Origin of the sequence: Balneola vulgaris DSM 17893, assembly GCF_000375465.1 — a bacterium.
In the GTDB taxonomy this organism is placed as follows: Bacteria; Bacteroidota; Rhodothermia; order Balneolales; family Balneolaceae; genus Balneola; species Balneola vulgaris.
Map to the genome: position 1 here is coordinate 1413505 of NZ_AQXH01000001.1, position 17392 is coordinate 1430896.

The 17392-nt window shown below is 38.8% G+C and carries 15 protein-coding genes and 1 tRNA gene; 9 read left to right on the forward strand and 7 right to left on the reverse strand.

Annotated elements, in window-relative coordinates; translation table 11 throughout:
* Position 1 precedes the first annotated feature (1 nt).
* Entirely contained in the window at positions 2–748 is a 747-nt protein-coding gene (locus B155_RS0106060) for a lysophospholipid acyltransferase family protein (RefSeq protein WP_018127358.1), read from the forward strand.
* An 83-nt stretch (positions 749–831) separates the two neighbouring features.
* Positions 832–1890 carry a 6-bladed beta-propeller gene (locus tag B155_RS0106065; RefSeq protein ID WP_018127359.1) on the forward strand — a complete coding sequence of 353 codons (1059 nt, stop codon included), beginning with the start codon at positions 832–834 and terminating at the stop codon, positions 1888–1890.
* Between the two features lie 21 nt (positions 1891–1911).
* On the opposite strand, the gene egtD is transcribed toward B155_RS0106065, so the two are convergent.
* The 3 genes from egtD to B155_RS0106080 form a co-directional block, all read right to left on the reverse strand.
* Entirely contained in the window at positions 1912–2820 is a 909-nt protein-coding gene (gene egtD, locus B155_RS0106070; protein ID WP_018127360.1) for an L-histidine N(alpha)-methyltransferase, read from the reverse strand.
* Between the two features lie 36 nt (positions 2821–2856).
* The gene (gene egtB / locus B155_RS0106075) at positions 2857–4140 is read right to left on the reverse strand and encodes an ergothioneine biosynthesis protein EgtB (protein WP_018127361.1); all 1284 of its coding nucleotides are present in this window, start codon (positions 4138–4140) and stop codon (positions 2857–2859) included.
* A 67-nt stretch (positions 4141–4207) separates the two neighbouring features.
* A complete protein-coding gene (locus B155_RS0106080; RefSeq protein WP_018127362.1) occupies positions 4208–4459 on the reverse strand; it encodes a hypothetical protein in 252 nt (83 codons plus the stop codon).
* A gap of 301 nt (positions 4460–4760) precedes the next feature.
* Here B155_RS0106080 and B155_RS0106085 point away from each other — a divergent pair, with 301 nt between their 5' ends.
* Positions 4761–5390: a hypothetical protein gene (locus B155_RS0106085; RefSeq protein WP_157464742.1), complete on the forward strand. Its 630-nt coding sequence runs from the start codon at positions 4761–4763 to the stop codon at positions 5388–5390.
* Between the two features lie 153 nt (positions 5391–5543).
* On the opposite strand, the gene B155_RS0106090 is transcribed toward B155_RS0106085, so the two are convergent.
* Positions 5544–5618: transfer RNA gene (locus B155_RS0106090), tRNA-Val, on the reverse strand.
* A 117-nt stretch (positions 5619–5735) separates the two neighbouring features.
* Between B155_RS0106090 and B155_RS0106095 the strand changes: the two genes are divergently transcribed.
* From B155_RS0106095 to B155_RS0106120, 6 genes are all read left to right on the forward strand, one after another.
* The gene (locus B155_RS0106095; RefSeq protein WP_018127364.1) at positions 5736–7031 is read left to right on the forward strand and encodes an acetyl-CoA C-acyltransferase; all 1296 of its coding nucleotides are present in this window, start codon (positions 5736–5738) and stop codon (positions 7029–7031) included.
* Entirely contained in the window at positions 7028–9139 is a 2112-nt protein-coding gene (fadJ, locus tag B155_RS0106100) for a fatty acid oxidation complex subunit alpha FadJ (RefSeq protein WP_018127365.1), read from the forward strand. Before B155_RS0106095 ends, fadJ begins: the two co-directional genes overlap by 4 nt.
* A gap of 74 nt (positions 9140–9213) precedes the next feature.
* Positions 9214–10020: a phosphatase PAP2-related protein gene (locus B155_RS13870; protein ID WP_018127366.1), complete on the forward strand. Its 807-nt coding sequence runs from the start codon at positions 9214–9216 to the stop codon at positions 10018–10020.
* 170 nt (positions 10021–10190) lie between these two features.
* Positions 10191–10523, forward strand: a complete 333-nt coding sequence (yajC, locus tag B155_RS0106110) for a preprotein translocase subunit YajC (protein WP_018127367.1) — start codon at positions 10191–10193, stop codon at positions 10521–10523.
* 12 nt (positions 10524–10535) lie between these two features.
* Entirely contained in the window at positions 10536–11717 is a 1182-nt protein-coding gene (gene ribB / locus B155_RS0106115) for a 3,4-dihydroxy-2-butanone-4-phosphate synthase (protein WP_018127368.1), read from the forward strand.
* A 212-nt stretch (positions 11718–11929) separates the two neighbouring features.
* Complete coding sequence (locus tag B155_RS0106120) at positions 11930–12967, forward strand: NHL repeat-containing protein (RefSeq protein WP_018127369.1); 1038 nt, start codon at positions 11930–11932, stop codon at positions 12965–12967.
* Between the two features lie 104 nt (positions 12968–13071).
* On the opposite strand, the gene B155_RS0106125 is transcribed toward B155_RS0106120, so the two are convergent.
* From B155_RS0106125 to ileS, 3 genes are read right to left on the reverse strand one after another with little or no spacing between them, the layout of a single operon-like run.
* Positions 13072–13650 (reverse strand): signal peptidase II, encoded by a 579-nt coding sequence (locus B155_RS0106125; RefSeq protein ID WP_157464743.1) that lies wholly within the window; start codon positions 13648–13650, stop codon positions 13072–13074.
* 9 nt (positions 13651–13659) lie between these two features.
* On the reverse strand, positions 13660–14058 hold the full coding sequence (locus B155_RS0106130) for a TraR/DksA family transcriptional regulator (protein ID WP_018127371.1): 399 nt from the start codon (positions 14056–14058) through the stop codon (positions 13660–13662).
* Positions 14059–14067: 9 nt separating this feature from the next.
* Positions 14068–17229, reverse strand: coding sequence for an isoleucine--tRNA ligase (ileS, locus tag B155_RS0106135; RefSeq protein ID WP_018127372.1), 3162 nt, complete (start codon positions 17227–17229; stop codon positions 14068–14070).
* Positions 17230–17392 lie beyond the last annotated feature (163 nt).

A 17392-nucleotide genomic window follows, 5' to 3' on the forward strand; every position in this document is an offset into this window, starting at 1 on the left:
CATGAGTACCCAGCTTAGCCCTACAGAATATATTCGCAGCTTCATTGGTATGTTTGTATTCATGCTTTTATTAGCAATTGCTGCGGTTCTTATCATCATCCTTACTCTTCTAAGCTTTGGGAAAGCTACCGATTGGATTGTTCGCACTTTTCCCGCTTACCTTGGCCGACCTGTTTTATTCATACTCGGTATAAAATTCACAAAAGTTGATCTCCGTCCGAAGGATTTAGGTCCGGCAGTGTATATTTTTAATCACAGTTCAACTTTAGACATTCCCGCTTTTCTATCCCTCGCTCTCGAGCGTTTTAGAATTATTGTTAAATGGGAATTACAGTACATCCCTTTCTTCTTCATCATTGGCCGGCTTACTGGACAAGTGTTCATTAAACGAAGCAATCGTGAACACGCTGTTGCTACCCTCAAAAAAACCTATGATCGACTTAAGAATAACAACCTCAGTGTGATTATTGCTCCAGAAGGTTCACGAAAGCATGAGGGACGCATAGGCCCATTCAAAAAAGGAGCTTTTAGAATGGCTATGGACTTAGGCTACCCTATTGTACCTATCTACTTCGATGGTAATGATGAACTAAGCAAAGGAGCTTCTCTTATGTCGAAAAAGGGAGAGATTATAGCCACCATTCATCCTCCTATTGCTACAGTATCGTGGTCGCCTGATAACTTAGAAGATCACATCGCTGAAGTTAGAAAGCTCTATTTAGATTGGGCGGGTGTAAATACACAGTGATATACTTCTTACCGCTAGCTATAGGCTAATATTGATTGACGAATTGGTTTTAAATTCATCAATATTTATTATAAATCAACTTTTTGAGCCTAACTATTACCTTTGTGAAATCCCTGTATTCAATCATTCTTGTTTTAGCACTCTGTTTATTTTCATGTTCAAAACCTCAAACATTTGAAAGTGAACAGCTATCTTTTATCAATCAATTTGGTGGTGAAGGAAGTTATGAGAGCCTGATTGGAAGAGCACGAAGTATTGAACAAAACTTAAAGGGTGAAATTATTATACCTGATGCGGCTAACGCCAATATTAAAATTTATGATTCATCAGGTAATTATTTGCGTTCATATGGAAGAAAAGGAAGAGGACCCGGTGAGTTTTCTGGTGGTTTTTTTATAGACACTAGAAACGATACTATATTAACCTATGACGTTTCAAATTATACACTAAACTTTCATTCTGATGAAGGAGAGTTCATATCCACCTATCCCGTTGACTATTACTTCAGAGGACCAACTTTGTTTTTAAATGGGAATAAATTAATTACAGGAATAAAGACTAAAGCATTTACTACCGACTTATCAAAAGAAAAACTCTTCCATGTGCTCGACTTTGAAGGTAATGTAATTCATCAATTTGGAGAATTTCCAGTGATTGAAGATGAAGCCACAGCTTTTGTATATCGCAATTATTATGAAGTCATTGACAATAAACTCCATGTCCTTTTTGCATTCCTACCTATTTATCAGATTTATGACTTGAATGATTATTCGCTGATAAAATCTATTGACCTTACAGAATTTGAGACCTTTCAAAAATCCTTTAGTGATTCCGATGTATCTCTAACACGAGAGGAAATTGTTAGCAATAAAAAGCCCCTCATTAGTTTTGCTGGAATGTTAAGCATTACTGACAATCATGTGTTCTTTTTTACCGACGCCGAAAAAAATGATGCTTTAGTTATTCGAAGATTCAAGATCAAAGATGACAGTCTATCATTTGTTAAACGTATTGAAATCCCGACTGATGGCGACATATTAGGCATTACTGACCTCAATTATGATGCTACAAATAATATATTAAACGCTCTAGTGGCCAGTAAATCTTCTGGTTTTGTTGTAAATCAGTACAAACTTAAATAAGTAAATTTTTTACAGAAATTTCTATTTGGGCACCAAATACTGAAGACTAAAATATTGGTTTTCATCGGTCCAAACTTTCTTCACCTCAAACCATTTACTTACAAGTTGGGCAAAGCCTTCTAGCGTATATTTGTGTGAATTTTCAGTGTGAACCGACTCCCCTTCTTCAAAACTGATCGTGGTTCCATTTACTTGTACTTCATGGCTTTCTTTTGCAAAAAGATGCATTTCTATACGACCTTTATCCTCGTTCCAAATGGATTTATGTTCAAAAAGGGTTGCATCAAAATTGCTGTGAATCACAGAGTTTATATGCGAGAGTATATTTTTATTAAAAGCCGCTGTTACCCCTTTTTTATCGTTATAGGCTGCTTCTAACACCGATATATCTTTCTTCAAATCAACACCTATTAAAAAAGCGCCACCGTCTTTCACAAGATGATAAATAACCTTTAAAAACTGGTCTACTTTATCTCTTTTGAAGTTGCCAATGGTTGAGCCAGGGTAAAACACCACACGGCGTGCATTCGGACTATCATCTGGAAGCTTGAATGGCTGAGTATAGTCGATAGATAAAGGTTTTATCTCAATGTGGGGGAACTCCTGTTGTAGTTGTTCAGCTACTTTCAGTAAATAATCTCCTGATATATCCATAGGCATATAGCAGCCTATGTTACTCATGCGTTTTAATAGGATTTTAGTTTTTTCACTGCTTCCACTTCCGGGTTCTATCAACAGAATATTTTGCCCAAGTTGTGATTCAATTTCATCCACATATTTTTTAAGTATAGCTCGCTCTGTACGAGTGGGATAGTATTCTTCTAGCTCAGTAATATCATCAAAAAGCTCCGACCCTCGTTGATCGTAAAAATATTTACTTGGTAGTGTTTTAGGAGTAGAAGTCAAACCAGCAATGACTTCTTTCAACATGGTATTCTTATTTGTCAACAGTTCAATATTTAAAAGTTATTTGGCTAGGCGGATTCCACTGAACTGCCAACGTGCATCAGCATGGAAAAAATTCCGGTATGTTTTTCGGATATGAGATTTCGAAGTAGCACAAGAACCACCTCTCAATACATATTGGTTGGCCATAAATTTCCCATTGTATTCACCAAGAGCACCCGGTAAAGGTTTATATCCTGGATAGGGAGCGTAGCTACTCATGGTCCACTCCCACGCATCTCCATACATTTGTTTTAAGCCCTCTTTATTCGAAGCTGCAACGGGATGCATAAGATCATTATCCACAAAATTCCCTTCTATAGGTTGCGCTCCGCAAGCATGCTCCCACTCTTGTTCAGTAGGTAAACGCACGCCTTTCCATCGAGCAAAGGCATCTGCCTCATAATAGCTTACATGGGTAACCGGCTCATTTTTGTTGATAGGCTGCACACCTGATAAGGTAAACATGTGCCAAACCCCTTCCTTTATAAACCAATACAATGGGGCTTCCCAGCTTTCTGCCTGAACCGCGCTCCACCCTTCGTCTAACCAAAGCTCGGACCGCTTATACCCATCATCTTCCATAAACTGAAGGTATTCCCCAACAGTTACTAAGCGGTCGGCTAATTCGAAATCTTGAACAAATGTGGAGTGCTTAGGATGCTCATTGTCATAAGTAAATTCATTTCCTTCATTCCCAATTTCAACTATACCTTTAGAAAATGAAATCCAGTTTATATCGGAGGGTGTACTTCCATCCACGTTAACCGTCTTTTTATAGGTAGGCAATAACGGATTCTGAGCTAATAGATATTTTAAGTCGGTTAAGATCAGCTCTTGATGCTGCTGCTCATGATTAATTCCAATTTCAACAACTTCCGACGCTTTTTCCCAGACTGAATCATCGCATTGCTCAATAAAATTTCGAACTTGATCATCTACATATTCCCTATAAGTAAATACTTCTTTTACCGTTGGGCGCGATAGCAAGCCACGCTTGGCTCGTGTGAATGGCACTCCTGTTTGTAGATAGTATGAGTTGAAAAAATAAGCGTACTGTGGATGTAAACTTTGAAAAGAGTCATCAAATTTCTCCAAAACAAAGGTCTCGAAAAACCAACTGGTATGAGCCAAGTGCCACTTAGTGGGACTCGCACTTTCCATGGGCTGTATTACGAAATCCTCAATTTCTAAGGGGTCAACTAAATGATGACTAAATGCTCTTACTTGATTATATAATGATAACAGATGCTCTCTACTGAATCTTTTATCATTCTGTATACTTGATGCTTTTTCTAAGCTCATACCTCTTTGATAATTATTAATGATCAAAGAATGTATAAAATGAATATTAAATCAAAAATTGAATTTTCTATTTATCTCTGAAAAAGAAAATCTTCTTATTAGCGGCGTCTCTTCTACTTTTAATACTAAAATCTTTGTTTTTACAATACTGATATACAGCCGTTCGCATCGAGTTAATATTTTTTTCGCTCGTATATGAAACTTCAATTGCTTGCCCACCAGGCTTCAATTTATCAATAGCTTCTAGTAGAGGCTTAAACTTTGAGGTTCTTTTTTTGGTAGATTTTATAGTAGAGCGCTTAACGAATTTTATATCCATAACAAGAAGATTATTTAGAATAATTTATATATCAGATTATATAAGATAATAATAAAAATAATTTTTCTGAGAAATCATACACGTATTAATCGAACAATTCCTACAATAATAAAGGGGGTATCATTCCAATTATGTATCTAATAAATGATAGTTGGGCTGAGCAATTAGTGGGGCGTTAAATAATTTAACTGTGCAAACTTAGATCAAATGTGTTGCACCTCAATCGAGACTGGCGGATACAAAAAAAATCTAAGATCATAATCTGATATTTAATTGATAATTCTGTAATGATTTAAGTTATTTGATTACAATACTAAAAAACAATGGTTTAATAATGAAAAAGGTTTCGATAGTAGTTATTACTCTTCTACTAATTTCGCTGTCAAGTTATTGGTACTGGACAACTACACTGAGTTACGCACTTAGTCAAATAAAGAGTTCAATTGAACATCGCGATGTAACCACTTTCAAAGAATACGTTGATATTGAAACTTTAATATCAAGGTTCATTGATGATGTTTTGGAAGTATCATATGAATCTATTGGAGAAGAAAATAATATCGCTAAAGAATTTGGCACTGGACTGGCACAATTAATGAAACCAAGAATGACAGATTTCATAAAAGAAAGAATTATTAGGTATGTTGAAAACGGGGGTACAGGTTCGCATGAAGACGATACTCAAATAACCGAAGGTCTAAACTTGAATTATGAAGGCATATTCAATTTAGAATTTGGTCAACCATCTTACATCGAAAATGATGGGAAAATAGCTTATGTAGGTTTTGAATTTTATGACTCAGAATATGATACTACTCTATCAATAAAAACAATGTTCAGAGACTTAGGTAATCGATGGTGCCTTGTTGAAATAGCTAATACCAAAAGCATATTAGAAACTGTCAATAGATTTGAAGAAAAGAAAGATTAGTAGATGAGATTAGAAATGTATTTGTTCAAATCGACGCAAAAGCTCAGGGTTACTATATGAAACCAACTCTATTAAACGGTAGTGTTCAAGATTTTTGATAAAACTACCTTTATCATACAAAAAAAGCCATCCGAATGGATAGCTTTTGTAATGTGGGCGATGAGGGACTCGAACCCCCGACCCCCTCGGTGTAAACGAGGTGCTCTAAACCAACTGAGCTAATCGCCCCCTTGAAGGGCGACAAATATATGAACATTTCAAATCCCGACAAAGAAAATTTTTCTAATTTGTTGATTTATTGGTTAACACTGTTAACTTATAGCATCAATTAAATCCCGAATACCTATGAGCACCACTTCCTACACCCCTGTTATTGTTGATGGTATAAGAACTCCCTTCTTAAAATCTGGTACCGAGTATAATAATTTAATGGCTTACGACTTAGGCCGGTATGCCATACAAGGTTTGCTAGCCCGAAATGACATCCCTCTAGATCAGATTGATCGGGTTATAATGGGTAACGTAATCCAAGAAGTGAAAACCAGTAACATAGCTCGCGAAAGTGCTCTTGGAGCTGGCATTCCTAACTCTGTTCCCGCTTTTACTGTTTCACTTGCCTGTATCTCTTCTAACCAAGCTATCGCTAGTGGAATTGATCTTATTAAAACAGGTCAGGCTAAAATGATAATTGCAGGGGGAACCGAAACTATGTCGGATATTCCCGTTCGGTTCAAAAAGAAGTTCCGCCAGAAAGTATTAGCTGCTAGGAAATATAAATCACCTTTAGACTTCTTGAAGTTTTTTAAAGGGCTCGGAATCAAAGATTTTTTACCAGAGTTACCAGCTATCGCCGAATTTAGCACAGGTGAAACCATGGGTAAAAGTGCTGATAGAATGGCTGCTCATTTTAACATTAGTCGGCATGACCAAGATGAATATGCAATGCGTTCCCATTTGATGGCCGCTAAAGCTACCGAGCAGGGACTCCTTGATGAAGAATTATTCCCAGTTAAAGTACCTCCCAAATTTAACATCGTTGAACAGGATAATGGCTTCAGAGCCGACACTACCCTTGAAAGGCTTTCTAAGCTTAGACCCGCTTTTATAAAGCCGCATGGTACCATTACGGCAGGTAATGCTAGCTTCTTAACAGATGGGGCTTCAGCCACATTGATTATGGAAGAACAAGAAGCATTGCGATTAGGCTTGAAACCTAAAGCCTATCTACGCAGTTATGCTTTTGTTTCCCAAGACCCCAAAGATGAGCTCCTTTTAGGTCCTGCTTATGCTACTCCAAAAGTGTTGGATGACATGAATCTCACATTGAATGACATTGGTGTATTTGAAATCCATGAAGCATTTGCAGGGCAAGTATTAGCCGTACTAGCCGCACTCGATTCTACTGAATTCGCAAAAAATAAACTCGGCCGCGAAGACAAAATTGGCTTAATCCCTATGGAAAAAATTAATACTCGAGGTGGCTCATTATCGCTAGGTCACCCATTTGGGGCTACGGGCGCCCGACTCGTTACGTCAGCAGCGAATAGGCTTATCAAAGAAGATCATCAATTTGCCTTAGTAACAGCATGTGCAGCTGGTGGACAAGGTCATGCTATTATCCTAGAGAGGTATCCATCATGAGTATTTTATCTATTTCGAATATCAAAAACGTTGCCGTTATAACCTTAGATGCTCCTTCATCTAGTGTAAACACTTTGAATGAAGAACTCATGGAAGAGTTCGCAGGCCTCCTCGACCACATAGAGTCATCGGAGGATATACATGGGGCGGTATTAGTAAGTGGCAAAGATCACAACTTCATTGCGGGTGCTGATATTGAAATGTTCAAAGCACGAGAAACTGCCGAAGAAATAGAGCAACTCAGCAGAGACGGTCATACCATCTTAAATAGAATAGAATCTTTTCCTAAGCCTATAGTGGTGGGCATACATGGAAGTTGTATGGGTGGCGGTGTGGAACTCTCTCTTGCCTGCCATTACAGAATTGCGAGCAACCATTCGAAAACGGTGTTATCACTTCCTGAAGTTAAACTAGGACTACTTCCTGGTACTGGTGGCACCCAACGCTTCCCTCGACTTGTAGGGATTCAAAAATCGCTTAGCTATATGCTTACCGGTAAAAATATATTTGCCCGTTCCGCACATAAAATTGGTTTAGTAGATGAGCTGGTTCACAAAGATATTTTAGTTGATGTAGGCATTAAAGCTGTTGAGAACATTAAAGCAGGAAAGTTCACTAGAAAGCCAAAGCTTTCATTCACTGAAAAAGTGTTGGAAGGAAACCCTATTGGTCGATCTATCATTTTTTCTCAAGCTCGAAAAAAGACCCTAGCACAAACAAGAGGCAATTACCCTGCCCCACTTAAAATTATTGAAGCCGTTGAGTATGGCTTTAAACATGGTGTAGAAAAAGGTCTTCAAAACGAATCTAAATTATTCGGTGAATTAGGAGCCACCACGGAATCTAGAGCTTTAGTGGAGCTCTTTTTCGCAATGACAGGCGCAAAAAATAATCCACAGAAGGAATTAGTTCGCCCTGTTAACAACATTGGGGTATTAGGTGCAGGCCTTATGGGATCCGGCATTGCTGATGTGAGTATTAACAAAGGGAACTTTCAGGTAATTTTAAAAGACCGTGATTTAGAAGCGGCTGCCAAAGGGGAGCAAACGATTTATGATGATCTTCAGAAAAAAGTAAAGAAGAGAATCATCACTACAAGCGATCGTGATCAGACGATGAGCCGAATGGTAAGTACAGATAGTTATGAAGGATTTCATAAAACAGATTTAGTTATCGAAGCGGTTTTTGAAGACCTAAACCTAAAGCATACCATCAGCAAAGAGGTTGAGGCACATACCCACCCCGACACTATCTTTGCAAGTAACACCTCGTCATTGCCAATATCCGACATTGCAAAAGGTGCTCAAAACCCCGAGCTCGTTATAGGAATGCATTACTTTTCACCTGTTCAAAAAATGCCCTTACTGGAAATCATAAAAACGGAACATACTGCAGACTGGGTTACAGCTACTGCTTATGACGTTGGTGTTAAGCAAGGCAAAACCGTTATCGTTGTAAATGATGGCCCTGGGTTTTATACCACCCGCATCCTTGCCCCATATATGAATGAGGCGCTTTTACTACTCGAGGAAGGTGCGTCTATCCCATTCCTTGATAAGATTATGAAAGACTTCGGCTATCCAGTTGGACCGATGGCTCTTCTCGATGAAGTAGGTATAGATGTAGGGGCTCATGTTGGGGAGACCATGTCGCCCATGTTTAACGCCAGAGGTGCTAAATCGTCTACCAAAGCGGCCGAATTAAAAGAAGCGGGTTACTTAGGAAGGAAGAATAAAAAAGGCTTATACCTCTATGAAGAGGGGAAAAAGAAACAGGTTAATACCGAAATCTATTCTTTTTTCGGTGGTTCAAATCGAACAGAACCGGATACTCAAACCGCTCAAATGAGAATGATATTATGCATGGTAAATGAAGCAACCTATTGCCTGCAAGAAAATATCTTGCTATCTGCTAAAGACGGTGACTTAGGTGCTATTCTTGGACTTGGTTTCCCTCCATTTACTGGTGGCCCATTTCGCTACTTAGATACTTTTGGTATTCAAAAGGCTGTTGAGCTATTAACGCAATACCAAGAAGAGTTTGGGCCACGATTTAAACCTTCCGACTTATTACTAGAGTATGCGCGTTCGAATAAAACATTTTATTAATTCTAGCTTAATCTATAATCAGATTAGTATATTCTGAAGTTTATGAATATCTACAGTTAATCTAATTTGGGTTGTTGAAGTCTACAATTAAGCGCACACTCTTACTATTAGGCATTCATGTCTTAATTATATTTGGGCATTCCTACCTCCTTGCTAATGGCGAAACTAGAGAGGCTTGTATAAAGGGTGAACCACTGTATGATATCGTTCATGATTGGGCAGCTCATGGAATTTGGCCTTTTTCGGCATTTCAGAGTATCGATCATGCATCCATTATTTTAATCCTGACTATAACATTTATAGTCGTTCTATTCTTCCACCCACAACGTCAGCTACTTTTTAGAAGATTTCTCATTCTGCATTCAACCATGTCGGTAATTAGAGCAATCTTTATTTGGGTTACCACTCTACCAAGTCCTACTGCTCTCTGCTACGACCGTTATATTGATTCTTCTGAAGTTCTGGGACGAAGCATTGCCCTTACCTTTGGGGCTATTGGAATTCCATATGAATGGTATGAGATTGGCATCCCTGGCATGACTTGTTGCGACAGTATTATTTCAGGGCATACCGCCATGCTGCTGGTGTTAAGCTTGTTACTCACCGCAGCAATCAAAAACTCAGGGGTACGAATTGGTATTTGGGCATTAGCAATATTGGGAATGTTAGGGCTAATCACCGTTGAGTGGCACTACACTATCGATGTATTTGCGGCTGCACTTATTGGCATTCTCTTCTATAAATGGTACACCCTGAAAGCCACCGTTAAAGCGGGATGGCTTATAAAATATTTGGAAGGTGATCTTCGCACAGAATCCGAAAATGGTGTGAAGTCTTATAGTTTGAAAAACCTTATCAAGACAACAAATAACGAAGAATAACACCTTCAACCCGGCATTACCCCGCTTTATAACCTCTAAAAGAGGGTTTTAGCCTTTTCGCTCAAAGCTATCACTTAGCATTGCAAGAGTTTTTCAAACATTAAGATTCTGCCTTTCAATGAATAATGCCGTATCTTTCGAGCTTCAATTAACTATAGATATCTAAATAAATGAATTTATTGACATTCTTATTCATGGCACCTCCAGCAGAAGGCGGATCCGATAGCGGTTTTACTAGCCTTATTTTTATGGGTGCAATCTTTGTGGTTTTCTACTTCTTTATCATCCGCCCACAAAGCAAAAGACAAAAAGAAATTCAGCAGAAAGTTTCTGAAATGAAAAAGGGTGACAAAGTTGTTACTTCTTCTGGAATCATAGGTATTCTGAATACAATTGAAGATGATTCTGTACTTGTTGAAGTAGGTAACAATGTAAAAATCAGATTTCTTAAGACGGCCATTACGGATGTAAATCCAAATAAACCAGCTAAGAAAGAAAAATAAGAGCTATTCAAGATGAGTGAAGCCTTTTCTTTTAACACAATCCCGGAAGCCATTGAAGACATAAAAAATGGCAAAATGGTGATTGTTGTTGATGATGAAGACCGTGAAAATGAAGGCGATTTTCTAATGGCCGCTGAGTTGGTAACCACCGAGGCTATCAACTTTATGGTTAAACATGGAAGAGGCTTAGTTTGTGCTCCCGTAACAAAAGAGCACGCCGACAAGCTCAAGCTCACTCATATGGTAACAGATGGGGCTGACCCTGATGAAGCCAACTTTACTATCTCGATTGATCATAAGCGATTAACAACAACAGGTATATCTGCGGCCGACCGCGCTAATACCATTCGTGAAATGACCAACGATGAGGCCAAGCCAGGCGACTTCCGTCGCCCAGGCCACGTATTCCCTCTACTTGCCGTTCAAGGCGGTGTATTGCGCCGTGCAGGCCATACCGAAGCGGCTATCGATCTTGCTAAGCTTGCGGGGCTTAAGCCTGTAGGCATCATCTGTGAGATTATGAAGGATGATGGCGAAATGGCTCGTGTGCCTGATCTTATTGAGATGGCTAAAGAGTACAACATGAAGCTCATCACCATTAAAGACCTTATTGCTTATCGTAATGCAACAGAGTCGTTAGTTCATGAAGTGATGGACATCAACATGCCAACGATGTATGGCGATTTTACCCTTCGAGCTTTTAAAGAAACCCTTACAGGCGACATCCATTTAGCGCTCACAAAAGGTTCATGGACTATAGATGAACCGGTACTAACCAGAGTTCACTCTTCCGACTTGATTGGCGATATCTTCGGCAGTCGATTAAATGACACTAGTGAATTACTTCATCAGGCCATGTTGCAGGTAGAGCGTGAAGGCAAGGGCATCGTTCTGTATATGAACCGTAACCAACGCGGCTCAGTGCTAGTGAATCAATTACGCACGCTAAAAGCGATGCAAGAGTCTTTTGGAAGTCACGTGGAAGAAGAGGATAACAATCCTAAGAAAAGTGATTCACGTGATTATGGAATCGGAGCTCAAATTCTGAAGAACCTCGGTGTGAGCAAACTCAGAATCCTATCTAACAATCCCGTAAAACGAATTGGGATTAAGAGCTTTGGCCTTGAGATCGTTGATCAAGTGCCGATCGATACCAATATCGAATTTTTAGAAGGCCAACTAAAAAAGGACTAGCGTTTACTAGTCTCCAATCACTTTCCCATTAGTATACTTTGATTTGAGTCAAAACAAAGTTTCTATGTACATATCAAGCCTATGATATGTTACTGCAATTTACTATTCTAGACCCTATATCTTAATAATATTATAGCATTTACAACTATAATATTTCATACCTAGTTGATAACTTTTCATCAATAATGATTCTACAATTAGAATTATCAATAATGAGAACTCTGTTACTTTTCTTCGGAATATGTCTATTGAATTGTAGCTCAGCAGATAATTATTTCTCAAATCAATTATCAGAGGACTTTACAGAAATAGACATTCAATTAGAGTTATCTAAAGACACTCTATTTTTAGAGCTCTTTTATGATGTAGGTAGCAGTGATGATGTCTTGATTAATCAAGCTAATTCAATTGTAGAAGTTTCAAAGAATAAGTATTGGGTTTCTGATTTTTTAGGTCAAGTCGTTGAACTTGATAATAGCGGCAACTTCATAGCTACTATTTTGGAAACCGGCAGCGGCCCAAATGAAATACTTAAACCTATTGGAATGGGGAAAAGCCCCAATGGAGATATCTATGTATTAGACAGCGCATTGATGGCATATGTAGTATTAGATACTTCAGGGAATGAGATAAGAAGAGTGCCAACAAAATCTATCTCAACCTCTGTGATGGTTGATCAACCAACTGTGCTCGCTTCAAACAGAATTTTATGGAAGAAAATACTTCATCCTGAATTTTCTTTAGTAGAATGGGATTCTTTAGGAAACTTTAGTCAAGGAATTATAGACAACCTTGTTAAACCAGGCGAAACCCCTGTAATGCTCAATAATGTCGTTTATGACTTTGACTCTTCATCAAATACTTTTTTCTATGCTTATAAGCCCATACCTACATTGTTCGAACGGAAGTCAGGTAAAATTTTTAGGCAAATTAATCTAGTTGATTCAGAATCTGATTACGACTTTAACAGTAAGGTAACTGAGATTAAAAACCAGAACACAAACCGCGTCTCAAATCTAATTAAAGAAATTTTCTGGGTAAAGGATGGAATATTGGTGGCCCATGAAAACTATGTTACTTATTTACCTGAAGGTAATTTTACACATCCAAAATCCTATCAACTATTTAATTCTAATGGAAAGAAAGCAATTTACCATTATGCGGGGAAAACGAGTACTTACCTTTTCCTTTTCGATGCTTTCAACAAAAGAATATATAGAGTGAACTTAAATCACTTTGAGAATAATTAAGAATACACCCCAACTAAAAAAGGACTAGCGTTTACTAGTCCTTTATCTATTCAATTCTTTACTAAATAAAATTCTATTCTAAATAAAATCGAACATTTATTACGCTATGCTTGTGATGGCGAATCCGCTACTTCTGTAGCGTTGTTTGATTCTTCACTTTCCACTACTCCATCGTGCTGAAGCAATCTCTTGTTAAACACAAGTAGACTAATGATGGATACTGAAATTGCGATATCAGCTACATTAAAGATGTAAGGAAAAACGGTCCAATCATTGATTCGAAGACTGAAGTAAATGAAGTCGATTACGTGGCCTTCAAGTACTCCACCATTTCCATAAACATAACCCATAAAGATTCGGTCAGAGATATTACCGAGTGCACCACCAATAATTAAACCCATAAAAGCTAAATAGCCTATGGATGCCTTATCTAGGGATCTAATCAGATATATGAGAATCCCCATAGTTGCGAGAATCGCAACACCACTGATTACCGGTGTAGGCAACCAGTCGATACCCATAGCCATGCCTGGATTTTGGGTATAATAAAACTCTAGCCAGCCGTCGATTAACGTTTTCGACTGAAGCTCAGGAGTTGTTCTAATGATCCACTTTGTAAGCTGATCAATGCCCAGTACAATTATAGCGGGCACTGATAAGACTAATATCTTTTTTTGTCTCAAACCTTAGGATTATCTACGCTTTAGTTTGGCATCGATACTAAGCTGAGTATGTGGCACGGCTTCAAGACGCCCTTTAGCAATCTTCTTACCTGTTACCTTGCACACTCCATAGGTTTTGTTATCGATACGCTTCATGGCATCATCAAGGTATTTGATGAATTTTCGCGTACGGTTTAACAGTACATAGGTCTTCTCACGTTCCTGTGCATCAGTTCCGGCATCAGCCATATGGAAAGAATAGGCTGATTCATCAGAAGCGTTCTCCATACTTTCGCGTAGTGTACGCTGCAGTACGTTTAGTTCATCTTCTGATTCTTTCAACTTTTTTTGGATGATAGCACGGAAATATTCCAGTTCTTCATCACTATAAGGTGATACTCTTTCTTCGGTTTTGGTATTCTCAGACATCTCTACACCTCAAGAATTTAAATTTCTGCGAACTGAAATCTCACATTCCGTTTCGCCAATCTCCCATTTCTTATCGAAATCAGAGACCTCCAATTGTTCCAGTTTTATTTCTTCAGCCAAGGTTTCTTTCTTTATGTAATCAGACATAGAAACCACAGCTTCTTTAATTTCTTCAGAGCCTTGAACACCAATCACAATCCGGTCAACAACATCAAAATCTGCTTCCTTTCTCATGTTCTGTATTCTGTTCACAAATTCACGAGCTATACCTTCTAGTTTCAACTCATGAGATAGCTCCGTGTCTACGGCTACGCTTAATCCTCTTTCTGTTTCAACTTGCCAGCCTTCTAGCCCAGTTCGAATTATATCTAAACCCTCTGACTCAATCCGAACAGTTTCCCCGTCTTCAAGAGTTAGGTCAATATATCCGTTTTTTTCGAAATCAGTAATTTCATTTGTCGATAACTGCGAAATTTTTGAGGCAACGGCTTTCATTTTTGGCCCTAACCTTCTGCCCAACACTGGGAAATTCGCTTTAGCTGATTTATGAACTATACCAGAGTCATCGTCAACGAACTGAATGTCTTTCACATTCACTTCTTCAAGGATAATATCCTTAATTGATTCAATGGCTGCGCGTTCAGCTTCATCTTTAATTGGAAGAATAATACGCGCTAATGGTTGGCGTACATTCATTTCAATTTGGTTACGAATGCGCAATACAATGGATGAAATCAATCGAGCCATATCCATTTTATGCTCTAGGCTCTTGTATATTGCCGTCTCTTCAACGGTTGGGAAGAAAGAAACGTGTACAGATTCTTCCTCAAGTCCCGTTACGTCGTTTAAGTTCTGATAGAGCCACTCCCCAATAAATGGAGCAATAGGACTTATCATCTTACTTAAGCTCTTTAAACACTCATACAATGTCTGGTAAGCCGCTGTTTTATCTAGCGTATTGCCTTCTTTCCAGAAACGGCGACGGTTACGGCGAACGTACCAGTTACTTAGCTCTTCCACAAAAGCTTCCATCTCTCTAGCGGCTTTTGTAGGCTCATAATCTTCTAAGAATTCTTCCACATTTTTGATGGTGGTGTTCAATCTTGAGATTACCCACTGGTCAATTTCTGGACGTTCATTTGCCGGAATTTGAGATCCAGAGTAGGTAAAGCCATCGATATTCGCATATAAAGCGAAGAAAGAATACGTGTTTACCAAGGTATTAAAGAACTTACGCTGAACTTCTTTCAACCCTTCTTCACTAAATTTTAGGTTCTCCCATGGCGCTGAGTTACTCATCATATACCAGCGAACGGTGTCGGCACCGTACTGATTGATAAGCTGGAAAGGTTCTACAGTGTTCCCTTTACTCTTACTCATTTTCTCGCCATTGGCATCCAATACGAGACCATTGGAGATTACATTACGGAATGCTTCTTCATTGAAAAGCATAGTTCCTAATGCATGAAGTGTATAGAACCAACCTCTTGTTTGGTCTACCCCTTCAGCGATAAAATCGGCTGGGTAGTTATAACTGAACTCATGATCGTTTTCGAATGGGTAGTGCCATTGTGCAAACGGCATAGCACCAGAATCGAACCAAACATCTAAAAGATCTGGGATTCTACGCATAGTGCCTCCATCAGGAGCATCCCAAGTAATATCATCAATGTATGGGCGGTGTAAGTCAATCTCTGCATCCTCAGCTAAACCTGCTTTTTCACGCAGTTCACGCATGCTTCCAATGCACTCAACATATTCAGGGTCTTTATCACTCGCCCAAATAGGAATCGGTGTTCCCCAATAGCGCTGCCTTGAAACAGCCCAATCCACATTATTTTCGAGCCATGTTCCAAAACGACCCGTTCCTGTACTTTCAGGCTTCCAGTTGATCTTGTTATTCAACTCAACCATACGGTCTTTCACACTTGTAGTGCGAATGAACCAAGATTCAACAGGGTACGACATCAACGGTGTCCCTTTTCTCCAATCAAATGGATAGTTGTGCACACAAGTCTCGTGGCGGAACATCAAATTCTTTTCTTTGATAGCTCTTGCGATGTCTTTATCCGCTTCTTTGAACCACTGACCAGCGAATTCAGGCACGGCATCAGTGAACTTCCCATCTCTATCGATAGGATTGAACATTGGGATATTCGCTTTTTGGCACGAATCATAATCATCTGCACCATATGCGGGTGCTGTATGTACTACACCAGTACCTTCATCAGTAGTCACATAATCAGCCTCAATCACTTTCCAAGCTTGAGACTTATCAATTTCTTTAGAAGCGTAGTCAAAAATTGGCTGATAGGTACGTCCTAGTAAATCCTGCCCAGAATATTCTTCGATAAACTCGAATCCTTCTCCGAAAACATCCGCTGCACAATCTTTTGCTACAATGAAGTTTTCCCCTTCAAAAGATACTTTAGCATAAGTGAGCTTTGGGTTCACTGTTAATGCCATATTTGAAATGGTAGTCCAAGGAGTGGTTGTCCAAGCTAAAAAGAAGGTGTTTTCATCGCCATCCACAGGGAATTTCACATAAATAGATGGATCCTGAGTTTCTTTGTAACCTAAACTAACCTCATGTGACGAAAGTACGGTACCAGAACCCGGTGAATACCACTGGATCTTATATCCTTTATATACGAATCCTTTTTCAAATAGCTTGTTGAAAGCCCACCAAACCGATTCGATATAGTTGTTCTCAAAAGTCACATATGGGTTTTCTTGATCTACCCAATATGCCATTCTTGAAGTTAGATCATCCCACAGGTGCTTGTATTTCAGAACACTTTCTTTACACTGTGCATTGTATTCTGCTACACCGTAGTCTTCAACTTGAGATCGACCTTCCAGTCCAAGTGCTTTTTCAACTTCGATTTCTACAGGAAGCCCATGAGTATCCCAACCAGCTTTCCTTTCAACACGGAACCCTTTCAAGGTCTTGTAACGGCAAAACATATCCTTTACCGTTCTAGCCATCACATGATGAATACCTGGCTTGCCGTTTGCAGTTGGAGGCCCCTCAAAGAAGGTAAATGGTATACCATCCTCTCGAGTATCTAAACTTTTCTTGAAAATCTGGTTGTCCTTCCACCAGTTTTGTATCTCTACTTCAGCTTTTGAGTAATTAAGCTGTTTTATTTCTTTAAACTTTTTCGACATATAAATATGTTGTCCAGCAAATAATTTTAAGCCTCAAATATACAAAAACTTACATTAAAGCTGATATTGTGTTCAGTATAATACTTTAGTATGAGATTGTGGTATATGACAGGGTTCTTTCCTGTATAACCGCACTTTGAACCTCTATTGAGGCTTTTTCAAA